At 62.6% G+C, this 14,213-nt stretch carries 12 protein-coding genes; 3 read left to right on the top strand and 9 right to left on the bottom strand.

All coding sequences use genetic code 11. The features are described from left to right. Genes ARUE_RS01340 through ARUE_RS01325 form a run of 4 tightly spaced genes read right to left on the bottom strand, consistent with a single transcriptional unit; the run spans position 1 to position 5,328 of the window. Complete coding sequence (locus ARUE_RS01340) at positions 1 to 1,842, bottom strand: IucA/IucC family protein (protein ID WP_014920450.1); 1,842 nt, start codon at positions 1,840 to 1,842, stop codon at positions 1 to 3. Further along, entirely contained in the window at positions 1,839 to 2,429 is a 591-nt protein-coding gene (locus ARUE_RS01335; protein WP_014920449.1) for a GNAT family N-acetyltransferase, read from the bottom strand. Before ARUE_RS01335 ends, ARUE_RS01340 begins: the two co-directional genes overlap by 4 nt. Beyond that, on the bottom strand, positions 2,426 to 3,769 hold the full coding sequence (locus ARUE_RS01330) for a lysine N(6)-hydroxylase/L-ornithine N(5)-oxygenase family protein (protein WP_011773035.1): 1,344 nt from the start codon (positions 3,767 to 3,769) through the stop codon (positions 2,426 to 2,428). The genes ARUE_RS01335 and ARUE_RS01330 overlap by 4 nt, the downstream gene beginning before the upstream one ends. Then, positions 3,766 to 5,328, bottom strand: coding sequence for a pyridoxal phosphate-dependent decarboxylase family protein (locus ARUE_RS01325; RefSeq protein WP_014920448.1), 1,563 nt, complete (start codon positions 5,326 to 5,328; stop codon positions 3,766 to 3,768). Before ARUE_RS01325 ends, ARUE_RS01330 begins: the two co-directional genes overlap by 4 nt. Positions 5,329 to 5,613: 285 nt before the next feature. Between ARUE_RS01325 and ARUE_RS01320 the strand changes: the two genes are divergently transcribed. After that, on the top strand, positions 5,614 to 5,973 hold the full coding sequence (locus ARUE_RS01320; RefSeq protein WP_011773033.1) for a hypothetical protein: 360 nt from the start codon (positions 5,614 to 5,616) through the stop codon (positions 5,971 to 5,973). A 42-nt stretch (positions 5,974 to 6,015) separates the two neighbouring features. Here the strand turns inward: ARUE_RS01320 and ARUE_RS01315 are convergent, their stop codons facing one another. Further along, positions 6,016 to 8,889, bottom strand: coding sequence for a CLIPPER-2 domain-containing protein (locus ARUE_RS01315; protein WP_014920447.1), 2,874 nt, complete (start codon positions 8,887 to 8,889; stop codon positions 6,016 to 6,018). Between the two features lie 184 nt (positions 8,890 to 9,073). After that, complete coding sequence (locus tag ARUE_RS01310; protein ID WP_014920446.1) at positions 9,074 to 10,678, bottom strand: sigma-70 family RNA polymerase sigma factor; 1,605 nt, start codon at positions 10,676 to 10,678, stop codon at positions 9,074 to 9,076. Between the two features lie 314 nt (positions 10,679 to 10,992). Here ARUE_RS01310 and ARUE_RS01305 point away from each other — a divergent pair, with 314 nt between their 5' ends. Beyond that, positions 10,993 to 11,403 carry a hypothetical protein gene (locus ARUE_RS01305; RefSeq protein ID WP_286140085.1) on the top strand — a complete coding sequence of 137 codons (411 nt, stop codon included), beginning with the start codon at positions 10,993 to 10,995 and terminating at the stop codon, positions 11,401 to 11,403. A gap of 4 nt (positions 11,404 to 11,407) precedes the next feature. On the opposite strand, the gene ARUE_RS01300 is transcribed toward ARUE_RS01305, so the two are convergent. After that, a complete protein-coding gene (locus ARUE_RS01300; protein ID WP_011773029.1) occupies positions 11,408 to 11,764 on the bottom strand; it encodes a GNAT family N-acetyltransferase in 357 nt (118 codons plus the stop codon). Beyond that, complete coding sequence (locus ARUE_RS01295) at positions 11,761 to 13,116, bottom strand: acyltransferase family protein (RefSeq protein WP_014920444.1); 1,356 nt, start codon at positions 13,114 to 13,116, stop codon at positions 11,761 to 11,763. Before ARUE_RS01295 ends, ARUE_RS01300 begins: the two co-directional genes overlap by 4 nt. 266 nt (positions 13,117 to 13,382) lie before the next feature. Here ARUE_RS01295 and ARUE_RS01290 point away from each other — a divergent pair, with 266 nt between their 5' ends. Continuing rightward, entirely contained in the window at positions 13,383 to 13,802 is a 420-nt protein-coding gene (locus ARUE_RS01290; RefSeq protein ID WP_011773027.1) for a VOC family protein, read from the top strand. On the opposite strand, the gene ARUE_RS01285 is transcribed toward ARUE_RS01290, so the two are convergent. Further along, positions 13,799 to 14,191, bottom strand: coding sequence for a DUF1304 domain-containing protein (locus tag ARUE_RS01285; protein WP_011773026.1), 393 nt, complete (start codon positions 14,189 to 14,191; stop codon positions 13,799 to 13,801). The two genes, ARUE_RS01290 and ARUE_RS01285, sit on opposite strands and share 4 nt — an antisense overlap. Positions 14,192 to 14,213: the final 22 nt, after the last annotated feature.

Raw genomic sequence — 14,213 nt, 5'->3', positions numbered from 1 at the left:
CTAGGCGAACTTGGCCAAAGGGTTGGCCAGGCGGCCTGCCATTTGGAGCCCACCGGAGGGATCCGAGATGTCCAACATCTGTTGGTTGTTCCTCAGTTGCAGGCGGTTGAGGCAGGAGAGCTCGAAGTCCGGGGCAAAGAGATCGTGCATGGCGAACTGGTCTGCAAGCTCCGGGTGCCGCTGCTGGTATTCGCGGAGCACAGCCGCGGCAGTTCCCCAGAACTCGTCTTCACGCAGCGTCCCGTCCTCCACAAGGATTGCCCCGAGGAAACGGAAGATGCAGTCGAACACGTCCGTGAAGATGGCCAGGACCATTTCCTCGGCAGGGATCTCGGCCTTGACGCGGGAGACTTCCTCCGGAAGTTCCAGCCGATCCCCCATGACCACGATTTCCTCGGCGATGTCCTTCATGATCGCCCGGACGGGCACGCCGTCTTCGAGGATCAGGATGACGTTCTCACCGTGGGGCATGAAGGCGAGCTCGTACTCGAAGAGGCAGTGGACCAGCGGCACAAGGTAGGCCTCGAAGTAGCGGCGAAGCCACTCGGTGGGCGCCAGGCCGGACCGGGAAATCAGGGCAGAAACCACGGAGTTTCCGGACGAATCCACGTGCAACAAAGACGCCATCGTTGCCAGCTGCTGCCCGTCCTTGAGCAACGGGAGCGGACTTTCCCTCCATAGGGCCGAGAGCATCTTGCGGTAGGGCGAACCCTTGGCCGAAGCAGCCTCGTAGTAGTGGTTGTGGTAGCCGATGGCCGCGGTTTCACGGATCATGGCCAAGCCCCGGTCCTGGAGCTCTTGGTCATTGCCGATCAGTTCCTGCAGCCAGTCATTGATGGCCGGCGTTGCCTTCATGTACTGCGGAGACAGGCCGCGCATGAAGCCCATGTTCAGCACGGACATGGCCGTCTTAACGTAGGCCTTCTCCGGGAAATCGGTGTTGAAGAACGTACGGATGGACTGCTGCGCCTGGTACGAATCTTCACCGTTGCCAAGGTTCACGATGTGGCGCTGGGCGATTTCTGCCGCGAACGTCACCGTGAGCTTGTTGTCCCACTGCCACGGGTGGACCGGCATCAGGAGATAGTCCTCGGGATCCAGCCCGGATGCGGACAGTTCCGCGTTGAACCACGCAAGAGTGGCCGGGCCGAGCTCAGCTTCGAAGTGCGTCCGGTAATCCAATCCGGCACTCGATGTGAACACAGCCTTGCTGCGGTGCACCGCAATCCACTGCAGCTTCACGGTGGCACCGGTCTCCGGAGCGAACGCGTGGTAGTCGGCAATCCCGAATCCAAGCCGGCCATTGTTGGCCACGAAGCACGGGTGCCCCTCGGTCATGCTGTGCTCAATTGCTTGGAAGTCCGCAGCCCGGTCAGCACCACCGGTGATACCCGCAGCCAACTGCGCCGAGGTGAAGGGCTTGCCCTGCTTGTAGGCGTGGCTGGCCAGCGTGCTGCTGATTTCCTCCAGGTACACAGGCAGCATTTCCTGGCGGATGGCCAGTGCCTCGTGGAATTCGGCAATGAAGTCCAAGGCATCCACTGGAAGCTCTTGACCGTCCCGCAACCGAACGATGGATTCGGCTGTTACGGACCAGTGCTCCAATTGCAGCAGCCTGGCGCTGAAGCGGTATTCCGTAGCGGCGTCATCGCTCACCACCTTATAGAGCCCGACGCCGGCGCCCTCTTCCCGGATCAGCTCCGGGACCAGGATGCGCTCGTGCGCGAACTCGGCGATTGCCTTACGGACCAGGTGCCGGTTGGCAGCGACCCAGCGCCCAGGGGTCAGGTGCGACACGGTATCAACGGCAGAGGTGGTGGCGTTGTGGGCAGTGGTGGTCACAGGGATTCTCCTCTGGTCGCCGCGGCAGGCGCGGCCAGAATCGGGGTCAGGGTAGCGAGAAAATCCTCGCGGGTGCAGAAGCTCAGCAGTCCTTGCTTATGGTCTTCGGCGGGGTCGACGGCGGGAAGGGTCACCACGCCGTGGGGCCGGAAGCCCACTTTCTTGTTCAGGACATGAATCTTGTGGTTGCGGGCGTCAGGCTCGACGACGATGCGCCGGGTTGCGGGGTCAACGAACAGTTCCGCCATGACGGACTGCATGACCGAGGTGGTGAAGCCAGGCTGGGGAGCACCGGCGGGCGGGGACACCAAGAGGTGCATGCCGACGTCGCCGGGCTGGACCTCATAAACGTCCGCCAACGGCGATGACTCCGGGCGGTAGCGCTCCATGAGGAAGGCTGGGACGCCGTCGTCGAGGCCTAAGAACGCCTGGTGATGGCCCGATTCGGCAATCTTGGAGTATTCCTCCACAACGTCCTGCTCGGTGGCCGAAACCATGCCCCAGAATCGCGCATACTCCTGGCTCACCCAGCTGTGGAGGACAGGTGCGTCCGCTACGGGCTCGACTGGTCGGAACGTGAAGCTCATGCGGTTGCCCCCACTGCAGCCGGAAGCTCTGCGGAAACGGGTGCGGGTGCGCCGAACTGCTGGAACGCGATGCTGCGCTCGATCGGGTAAACCTCGCGGCCGGTGATTTCGCGCAGGATGCAGGAGTTGCGGTAGGCGGACATACCGAGGTCCGGGGTGACGAAGCCGTGGGTGTGGAGCTCCGCGTTCTGGACGAAAATCTCGCCGGGTTCAACGCCGGTTCCATAGTTGCGCTCGACATCGAAGCGGCCCTTGGAGTCGCGGCGGATCCGATCGTGGATGCCTGCCAGGAAGGCGGGCTCCTTGTAGCTGTAGCCGGTGGCCAGGACCACGGCCTCGGACTCCAGGCTGTAGCTCTGCCCGTGTTCCTCGTGGTGCAACTGGAGTGTGTGGGTGCCCGTGGCGGGGTCCCACTCGGCGGCGGTGAGCGACGAGTGCGTGTGCAGCTGCGTGTCCACCATGCCGGAGAGGCTCTTGGTGTAGAGAAGATCGTAGATATCGTCGATCAGGTCCGAGTTGATGCCCTTGTACAGGTTCTTCTGGCTCTTGATCAGGGAATCGCGTTGCTCGCCCGGGAGCGAGTGGAAGTAGTCAACGTACTCCGGCGAGGTCATCTCGAGGGTGAGCTTGGTGTACTCCAGCGGGAAGAAACGGCCGGAACGGGTCACCCAGTTGAGCTGGTAACCGTAGACGTCAATTTCCTGAAGGAGTTCGTAGTAAAGCTCCGCTGCGCTTTGGCCGCTGCCCACGATGGTGATGCTGCGCTTGGACTGCAGCTCGCTCTTCCTCGACAGGTAGTCGGCGTTGTGGAGGACAAGTCCGCCGGCGTCCACTATCCCTGCACAGGAGTCCGGAATGTACGGGGACGTACCGGTGCCCAGGACCAGCTTGCGGGCAAGAAGTACCTCAGCGCCGTCCGGCCCCTGCACCGAAAGCCGGTACACGCCGTCGTCGTACGTCACATCCAGCACATCCGTGCTAAAACGAACGGACTCAAGCTGGCCGGCCACCCACTGGCAGTACTGGTTGTACTCGGCGCGGAGCGGGTAGAAGTTCTCGCGGATATAGAAGCGGTACAGGCGGCCCGTCTGCTTCAGGAAGTTCAGGAACGAGAACGGCGACGTCGGGTCGGCGAGCGTCACGAGGTCCGCCATGAACGGGACCTGCAAATGCGCCGGTTCCAGCATCATGCCGGGGTGCCAGTCGAAGGACTCGCGACGGTCCAGGAACACACAGTCGAGGTTCTCCACAGGCTCGCTTAGCGCGGCCAGTCCCAGGTTGAAAGGCCCGACGCCGATGCCTGCGACGTCGTAGATCTTGCCGTTGTCTTGGGTGCTCATGCTGCAGCCTCCGTGGTGTTCGCCAGCAGGCTGTCGCCCGTCCGGCGGATAAGTTCGATGATTTCCTGGATGTCCCTCAGGCTCGCCTCGGCGTTGAGGAGGGTGAATTTGAGGTAGTGGCGGCCAGCTACCTTGGTGCCGGCAACAACAGCTTCACCCGAGGCGAAGATCGCGGCGCGGATGGCAGGGTTAAGAACGTCCGCAGCGTCTTCATCAAGGGCTGCGCCGTCAACCATCGGGCGATAGCGGAACACCAAGGTGCTCAGCTGCGGTGCGGCAGCGAGCTCGAACTCGGCATCCTCAGCCAGCAAGGTTCCCACCCGGGCGGCGAGGTCGATCGCTTCGTCGAAGAGGGCGCCGATGGCGTCGGCCCCCATGATGCGGAGGGTCAGCCACAGCTTCAGGGCATCGAAGCGGCGGGTGGTCTGAATGCTCTTGTCCACCTGATTGGGGATTTCGGCCTTCGCAGCGCTCTCCGGGTTCAGGTAGTCCGCGTAGTACGTGACATGGCCCATCATGGAGCCGTTGCGGACCAGGACCGCGCTGGAACTGACGGGCTGGAAGAAGGTCTTGTGGAAGTCGACGGTAACGGAGTCCGCACGGTGGATCCCGCTGAGGAGGTGCCGGTGCCTGCCGGAAACGATGAGTCCTCCACCGTAGGCGCCGTCCACGTGCAGCCAGGAATCGTAGGCACGGACCAGCGCGGCCAGTTCGGAGAGCGGGTCAACCGAACCGAAGTCCGTGGTTCCGGCGGTGGCCACAACCGCCATGGGCACCAGCCCGGCGTCGTGCGCTTCTGCCAAAGCAGCCGCGAGCGCTGCGGGGTCCATGCGGTGGTCTTCCGTCGTAGGCACGGCGATCACGGCGTCGAAGCCGAGGCCCAACATGGACGCGGACTTCTGGATGCTGAAGTGGCTGTCCACGGACGTGAAAATCCGGAGCCGGTCCAGGAGGTGCGGCAGGCGAGCGTCCCCATTCGTCGCCCGCAGTTTGGCGACCGCGTGGTTGCGGGCAATCAGCAGCGCCTGGAAGTTGGACTGGCTGCCGCCCGAGGTGAAAACACCGTCGGCGTCGGCGTCGAACCCGATGCGCTCGGCGGTCCAATCGATGAGGCGGCGTTCGATCATGGTGGCACCGGCGCTCTGATCCCACGTGTCCATAGAGGAGTTCACGGCCGAGAGCACCGCTTCGCCCACCAGCGCCGGTATGACAACCGGGCAGTTGAGATGGGCGGCGTAGCGGGAATCGTGGAAGTAGATGGCGTCCTTGAGGTAGAGCTCGTCCAGCTCTTCCAGTGCTGCAGCCGTGTCCGGCAGCGGACGTTCAAGATCGACGGCGCCAACCTTCGCCTTCAGTTCAGCATGCCCGACGCCGGTGAACGGCTGGGCGGTCCGCTGGACTTTGGTGGAGACAGCGTTGACTCCCTGAAGAACCTGCGCGACGTAGCTGGGCGAATTTCGTGCGTTGAACAGCTGGTTTGTGGCAGCGAGGGCCAGTTCCACTTTGGAGCCGAAGTCCTGCTCCTGAGCGATCCGCTCTTCGACACTAGGTGACGTCACGTCAGCTTCCTTCCATTGCGTTGGGGGCGCTTATTAGCAAGGTAAGCCTTACTTAGGTAAGCCTTTCCGTCAAACTTTTGTGACCTATTTCGCTCAGAAGGCGTTTTCTCGCGTAAGTAGCTGTGGTTGGTGCGTCATTGACTTTCATTCAGACCGTGTTGGGTGCAAAATATGGCGCTTTTTCGGCCAAGTGATTGTTCATAAGGGCCATCGGCTGCTACCTGCGGCTTGCTCGGAACAGGGAGTAGAGTGCTAGGACTATCAGCTGTCAGAGGTTGGGGGGCCATGAAGGACCACGTTCACGAGCACATCGGTTTCCGGGAAATCGACGAGGACGGCAACGCGTTACCTGCGGTCAGCCCCCATGTGCCCGAACTCGCGGACCCCGCGCAGAAACGCGCTTCGCCCAACCCCTTCATCATTGTGCTGTGGGTGCTGGATGCGGGACTGTTGGGCTTCGGGTTCTGGGCCTTGACCGAAGCAGCAGCTGCGATGGCCGGACCAACACAGTTCAACACATCGGCGCAGCTCAGCTTCATGCTGATGTCCTACACCCCGTACGTACTCCTGGGCGGCCTGCTACTAACGGCCGCCCTACTCTTCTGGCACGCCGTGCAGTGGCAAAGAAAGCGGCCGGCCAGTTAGCAGAGCACGCTTTCCAGGGCACCCACGCCCCAGCACCAGATCTCAGTGACGAGTGCGACGGTATCCGAAGAGGAACAGGACCAGGCCCGCGCCAACCACGATGAGGCTGATCGGCAGCACGTTATGGACAACGCCTGTGGAGGCCAACGGTCCTTCAGACTGACTGGGACCAAGGGGCGATCCGTCACCTTCCCGCGGTCCATCAGACTGGCCGGGACCGTCCCGCGGTCCGTCGGGCCGACTGGCCCCGTCCCGCGGCCCATCAGTCTGGTTGGGCCCAACTGGCGGGAAGGTCACCACAACACTCGCTGGTGGCGTGGCGACCACCGGTCCAGTGGGAGGCGTACCCGTTGCGGTGGCCGTGTTGACCACGTGCCCGGCGTCGATGTCCGCCTGCGTGACCGCGTACGTTGCTCTGGCAGTCACTTCCTCACCGGGAAGCAGAATTCCTGCGTCACCGGGCCAGGTGTAAACCAAGGCCGACAGGCCCGGCATCAGATCGTTGACCACCACGTGGGTCAACGGCGCATTTTCTGTGTTCTTCACCGTGAACATGTAGGTGATTGGATCGCCCACCTTGGCGGGGTCACCCACTGCAGATGCATCCGCCGTCTTGGTGAACCGCATGCCGGCGCCCGGCGTCAACTGGGTGTCCGTTTCTCCGGGAGGAGGCGTCATCGGGGTGCCGGAGGGAGGAGTGCCCCTTGTAGTTGCGCTGTTGACCACGTGCCCGGAGTCGATGTCAGCCTGGGAGATCCCGTATGTTGCTTTGGCTGTCACGGTTTCACCGGGCAGAAGGGTTCCTGGGGCGCCGGGCCAGCTGTAGCTCAACGCGGACAAACCGGCCAGCGGATCCTCGATGGAGACATCCGTCAGCGTGACGTTGCCGGTGTTCTTCGCAGTGAACGTGTATGTCATCACATCGCCCGCAACAGACGGATGGAGAACGGCGCTGGCGTCGGCGGACTTGCTGAACTCCATCGCTGCGGCCTGGGTCAAAGGTGTGTCCGTTGTTCCGGGAGGAGTCGCTAGCGGCGGACCTGCGGGCGGGGTACCCGTGGTCGTGGCCGAGTTGGCGAGATGACCGGCGTCGATATCTTCCTGCGTGATCCCGTAGGTTGCCGTAGCCGTCACGGTTTGGCCAGGGAGCAACTCACCCGGGATGCCCGGCCAGGTGTAGCTCAGGGCGGACAGGCCAGCCAGCGGATACGTGATGGAGACATTGGTCAGCGGCACGTTGCCGGTGTTCTTCGAAGCGAAAGTGTAGGTGATACGGTCACCCACAACCGGCGATTGCTGAATGTCAGAGGCGTCAGCGGACACGCTGCACTCCATGGTCGGCACGGGATGTGCCGTGCTGGTCAGCACACAGCTGATATCGGCGCCGGCACGGGGCACAATTTCCAGGGAGCCAGCGAAAGGCGCCCCGGAAGGCAGGCCGGACTGAAGACCATTGGCGTCCACACAGGTTATGGCATTGCTGTAGCCGGACAGGTTGGTACCGGACTCGGTCAGATAATACGGGGTTCCGGCATTGGCTACGTACTCACCGGTGACACCCGTGTTTGGCTCAATCGTGGAGCCCGCACCAGCAGTGGTCGCGTTGGCAGTAGAGCTGACAACCGGTCCAGTGGCCGAGCCCGTGCGGATGTGGGTGGTGAACTGATGGGAATCAGACAGCCGGGGAGCGCCAAGGGCTTTGCTTAATGCCAGCCGCGGAGACCGAACGCTGAGCGTGGCGTTTGCAGGCGGGTTCAGGTTGGTCACGATGTTGGCGGGTCCGCTAACGTACGTACCCTCCGCAGCAGCTGTGACGTCTACCGTAATGGTGCACGCCGTCATTCCTTGGGCGAGGTCACCGCCAATGACTGAGACGGTGTTGCTGCCGGCAACGGCCCACTTCTCCAAGGGGTTGGTTCCCGCGGCCTGCACGCAGGTGCCACCCATGTTGGGAGTACCGGCAACGGTCAGTCCAGCAGGAAGTGTGTCCGTGATGGACCAGTCGTTCTTCGCCTTGAGGTCGTCGGTGTTGGTGATCGTCAGCGTGACCTTGGATGTGCCGCCAGGTGCGATGAGCGCCGGGGTGAAGGATTTATCCAGCTGGGGCGTCACATCCACAATCTGCGGAAGGTCGAAGGCGACGTCGTTGCCGATTCCCGTGGCTGTTTCATTCCTCAGCTCCAAGCCGAGTGAAGGGTTTGTGCCCACGGGAATCTGGTAGGCAGCGGATTGGAGCTTGGTGACCTGGACGCTTGGCTGGGTGCTGCTGCCACAGGGATCGAGGCCGGCGCTGAGCACTTGGCGTGTCCCATTAATGAGCAGGCTGAAGGTCTGGCTCGCGTGTGCAGCGTGGCAGTTCACCTGGGCGAAGTAACCTGACACCGCATAGTAGTGGCCGGCGATTGCCGGGATGGTGTTTGCTTCGGTGCGGAATTGGACGCCAGCGGCGATATTTCCTGATGCACTGTTGGTGTATTCAGACAACGCCTGGTTGCTGGCAGCTTGCGCTGCTGTTTGTCCCTGCGCCAATCCGAGGGCAACCGACATCTGCTGGATCTGTTCCCAGCCGCCGGGCTGGTTCCTGAGGCAACCCGCATCGGAGGTCGCCAACGGGGTGAAGGAGTTCAGTATCCAGCCGTCGCATTGTCCGCCGGCCGGTGTGTAGGGCGTATCAGCTGTATACGTTTGGTTCGCAGCTGCGGTTCCACCCATGTAGCTCAGGATGCTGAGGGCGCTGGCGGTGGCATTCTGATTCGCGAAGGTCTCCGTGTAGACAGGAGTACCTGGCTGGGCAACGCCGGGCGAGCCTGGCAGAGTGGCCAGGGCCGGCGGTGCCAAGGCGCTTCCCACCCCCAGAAACGTGATCGCCGTGGCGACGATGGCCGCCAGCAGCTTCTGTGGACCTCTGTACATCATGGGCTCTCTCGCAACCGACCTTTTCTGTCGTTGAAGCTTGGGGTGGCTTCAACGAGGGCGCCGATAAACGGGGACCCGAAGGCGTAGTGGGAGAAGTCCGCGAATCGTGACGCGAAAAATTGGAAAAATGTTGAGACGATTTTTCCAAGACCCGGAACTGCAGGTTCAGGGACGGTGCGAGGGACTACCGGAAGGAGTTGGCGAACGTCTTGGAGACGATGCCATTCCCGCCAAACCGATAGTTGACCGTTCCCGTTTCCGCGGCTGGCGGGAGCGCAACGCCCAGCGTAAAGGCAAGGTTTTCCCTGTCCATGGACTCGGTAGTGCAGCGGATCTGCCGCATATTTGAAGCGGCGTTTCCGCACGTCCAACCAGCCGGGGCCACGGTCCTACCCGCCACGAAGGTTGCCTGGTCCGGGAGCGTGAAGACGGCCTCACCCGTGCTCGGCGCTCCTTCGCCCTGCAGCGAGAACCCTACGTGCAGGTCCCGCTCCGTCTTGTCGGAGCCCGGGATGACTGAGAACGTCCCATCAACCGTTTGGGCGGCGGGCGCCGCCAGCGCTACAGAGGCGGGCGCCGGCGTCGAGAATACCGCACCTGAATCCACCACCGCGGCGCTCCGCTGCGGCAGAGGGGTCGGCGGAATGACGACGGCGGTTGGTTCCGGCGTCGATGTGGCAGCGGGCTCTGGATTGGGCTCTGGCGTGGAGCTTGGCGTTGCACTCGGCGACGACGTTTCCTGGGCGGCCGGTGCTGCCGGTGATGCGGCGTCGGAGGCAACAGCGGATTCAGTATCTGCGCTGGGCTGAAGGAACCACACCAGCACTCCAGCCAGAGCCAGTACGCCCACCACAATGGCCGCCGTCAACTTCCACATTTGGCTGGCGGTGCGCGCCGCGACCGCGCCAGCCTGGCCGGATACTGCTGTGCTTCCGGCAGCCGCCTGCAGCCCTCCGGCCGTGGCCGCCGATCCGAGTGCGGCAAATGCCCCCGGGGTAAAGGCGATGCCCGTAAGCAAGGGGAACAGGATGGCCCTCATGCCGCCCTGGACGTCATTGAGTTCCATCAGCAGAGCCGTGCACCGGGCACAGCCATCCAGGTGACTGCGGACTTTCTCCTCGGACGTACGCTTCAGCGCGTTTCGCGCGTACTTTCCCAACTGGCTGGCGTACTCGTTACAGTCGCCCACCGTCTGGCTGATGTGCTGTTGAAGATAGGCCTGACGCAGTCCTTCCCTCGCCCGGAGGGCCAACGACGAGACACCGTTGGGAGTGAGGCCCACGAGTGGTGCCGCCGCTGCCGGTTTCAGGCCTTCGATGTCCAGGTGCCAGAGCACGGCCTGCCAGCGTTCGGGCAACGACTTGAACGCCTTGGCCATAATGCTCGACTCAAGGTCGTCGAGCACGGGGTCACTGTCCAGCACAGCGGAATCCAGAATGGCGTCGTCGGCAGCAGTTGGCATGCGGCGGGCCTTGCGGTTCCGGTCGTGGGCGGTGCGGCGCACCACGGTCAGGAGATAGGAGCGGAAGAACTCCTTTGGTCCCTTGCCTTCCGTCAACTGCTGGAAGATGGAAGCGAAAGACTCGGCCACGACGTCGTCGGCGTCACTGGGATTATCGCTCTGCGCGCGGGCGACAAAATGGGCGACTTTGAAGTGCCGTTGGTAGAGCACATCGAAGGCATCGGTGGCACCTTCGCGCACCAACTCAATGATCTGGGAATCGCTGCGGGCAGCCATTGTGCTGGCAGGAGACTCTCCACTGGCCGCTGCCGCGGTTAGTTGATCCATAAACAAGAGTGTGGCACCTCTTGCCCTATGACTTGAATCGCGTTGCCCGGCCCTGTAGATAACTCCGATTTCCGCGACACGAATTCGCTCCGAGCGGCACTTGACATGCACAACCGTCCATCCCCGGCCCGAAATGAGGACTCATGGGTATCCGGCGCAGCCGCCCCTTTAGGAAATTGATGCGTGCCACCCACAACCACACGCCAAGGGTCCCGTGCGCGATCGTTCGGGGATTGCCCTTACGGCGCTCGGTACTTTTAGCGCGAAAAAAGAATGCGGGCCACATCTCTCTCGTCTACGGAGCCGACAGGCCATTGGCCATCCCGGGCGATACGGTCATCTTCACCGCATGGATCACCAATGACTCCACGAGCCACGTGCGTGATATCAATCTCGTACCTCGTTCCTTCACCAACGAGGGCATGGAAATGCTCCAGTACACCTCAGAACCTGTGGAGCGGGACCTGCGGATAAGACTGCTGGCCCCAGGCCAATCCGTGATGCGGAGCTTCACCTACTTGGTGACGGACTCCGATCACCTCCACGGCGGGAGCCTCGTCAGCGCAATGCAGGTCCGCGCAACGTGCCGCCGCGGGGTGATTACGGATGAGCACGACGCAATCGTCTCCCTCAGCGGAACGCGGCGTGACTGGCCTTTCAAGACAACCAGAGCCGGCCAGCCCCGACGCAGCCCAAAGAGAAGCAACGCGTCAGTGCTCGTGTAGCCCTTTACTCGTTGTCCGGTTCACCCACCGGCATTTCCGCGGGCCAGTCGACGTCCTGTTCGTAGCCCTCGTGCTTCTTCAGGTAAGCGGCGATGTACGGGCAATGCGGGATGATGCGTTTGCCGGAGGCCACCACGTCATCCAGCGCAAAGTGCGCCAGGACTTTCGCCAAGCCTTGGCCATTGAACTGGGGCTTCGTTTCAGTGTGAATGAAATCGATATGACCGGGCTTGTCCAGGAACTGTGAAATCACGGCCAGCTCTCCGTCCACGTGCAGCTCATAGCGGTGGAATTTGTCGTTGCGCACCGTGGTGACGCCAGCTTTGAACGACTCTGCCAGTGAATCCTTGTACTCGGTCATGTTTCGAGATTGGCACGTAAATCCGGCTCTGGCAACGTGGGCCGTCGACGTTCCGGCGATTCCGCACCTTCGCGCACCGGAGGCGGCAGCAGCGGCGTCGGAACCCTGCCCAGCAAGAGGACCGAAAGGGCAAAGCACGCCGCTCCCCCACCCAACAGGGCAAGCGTCAATCCGTTGAACGCAGCGTCCGCCACCGGGATCAAAACCACGACGGCGGCGGTCACCACAGCGGTGCGCGTGGGGCCCCGTGCGTGGCTTGCCGCCGTCGGACGGTTCTCCAGGCGACCAAAAATCCACACCACCGGGACCATCAGGGTGACCACCGCGAAGAAGACAGGGATCCGCGCCCACCACCACTCCGGAGTCCCTGCCAACGGCTTGGGCACATCTGTCAGCAGCAGCAACCCGGACATGCCCACCAGGAGCGGAAGGTGCCACAGGTACACGGTCATGGATCGCCGTCCCGCTACGGCCATGACCCTCTGGATCCATCGGACGTCAGCGATCCGCCGTATGCCACCTTGCAGGAGTTGGAGCGTGGCCGTCTGGGAAATGCCCAAGAGAAGCAGGCAGAAATTGGGCGGGTTCAAGTTCACCACCATGTTCCCCGGGTACACGGCCACACCGGTCACGAGGCCCAGCAGAAGGTTGCTGGAAACAACGGCACCGATGAGCCAGCCGCGGCTGCGTTTCTCGAAGAAGCCGTCCGCCATGAGGAATCCCAGTTGCTGGACGGCGCACCACACGAAGACCATGTTGGCGAAGGCCAGGACGGGAATGGCGCCGCGAAGGGAATCGACAGTGATGATCAGCGCCACCAGCGCAGTGAACGTCAGAAATGGCGCACGCTCGTGAAGCCGGGCCATCACCGGGATGCTGAGTTGGGCGGTGAGGTAGGCCGCCAAGAACCACAGGGGCATCGCGGCGCCGGCGGTCATTAACTGGATGACCGCCGGGTGGACGCCAAGCAGCAGCGCAACCCACAGCCCTCCCCACATGACAGCCAAAACGGCCATGGCCGGGCGGACCAGTCGGAGGAGTCGCAACTGGGCGAAGTCGAACCCGGTGCCGCCGTGGGCCCTCAGACGCCGCCACGATTGCAGCCCTGTTACACCGCCCAGGACGAAGAACAGCGGCACAATCATGAGCCCCCACGCCACAGGGGTAAACCAGCTTTGCTCCATGAGGACGTTCACGGTCACCACAGTCCCGTCCTTCTGCAGAACAGGGCTGACCATCATGCAGTGCGCAGCGACAACCAGGAGCAGGCAGATGAAACGGACAAGATCGATCGCCGGATCCCTATGCACAACCGCTGCCGGGCTGGCGGGCTGATGCTCGTCCATCTCCATGGCTCTCCCTACATGGCACGCCCCTGCGTGCTGACTCCATTCTCCGCCCGGGCGAGGGGCTGGGCCAGCAGGTGGGCCATTCTAAGTGGGTGCCTTCCTTAGCAAGCGGGCTCTCTGCGCCGGGTCCAAGGAGCGGTCTCTCTGCGCCGGTCCAAGGCGGCGGCGCCATCCCTGCCCTTTGCTGGCAAGGAGTTCCGCTGGCTACTTATACACAGGCGTGAAATTACCTCTGGACGAGGCGTCGAAACACCGGCAGGATCAGACGCATGACTACGTCGATTTTCGTGAACCTCCCCGTCAGCGACCTCGAGGCATCCAAGGCCTTCTACACGGCCCTTGGCTACACCATCAACCCGAACTTCACCGACGAGACTGCCGCATGCGTGGTCTTCAGCGACACCATCTATGCAATGCTCCTGACCCACGCCAAGTTCAGCGAGTTCACCAAGCAGCCCATCGCGGACACGCAGAACTCGACGGCCGCTATTGTGGCACTTTCCGCCGACAGCCGTGAAGACGTGGATGCCCTGGCTGCAAAGGCGCTCGAAGCCGGCGGTTCAGAAACCTACGACGCCCAGGATCTTGGCTTCATGTACAGCCGCGCGTTCCGTGACTTGGATGGCCACCACTGGGAAGTCCTCTGGATGGATGAAGCCGCAGCCCAGGCAGGTCCTCCGGAGCACTAGCCCAGCGTCACTGCCAGCACTCCAAGCACGACGGCGAGCAACGGCGTTGTGCCTTGGAGGGTTGCCGCGCGGAGGTACTTCTTACCGCTGGCAGCAAGGACCAAGGCGGCCAGGAGCATGGAACCACAACTGCTGAAGACGAGGGTCCAGCCCACCTGTGGCGCCCCGGCCCAGACAGCGATGATGCCGATCAGTGCGCCGATGGCCAGGAACAGGTTGTAGAAACCCTGGTTGTAGGCGAGCGGTTTGGTGGTTTCAGCGTCGGCCTGCGAGGTGAGGCTGAAGCGTTTCCATGTGGCCGGTTTGGTCCAGGTGATGGACTCCATGGTGAAGATGTAGACGTGGAGCAGGGCGGCAATCGTCGCGAAAATCAGGGAGGCCAGAATCATGATTTGATCCTAGCCTCCCTGT

This window comes from Arthrobacter sp. Rue61a, assembly GCF_000294695.2.
Classification (GTDB): Bacteria; Actinomycetota; Actinomycetes; order Actinomycetales; family Micrococcaceae; genus Arthrobacter; species Arthrobacter aurescens_A.
This window is presented reverse-complemented; position numbering and strand designations above follow the sequence as displayed.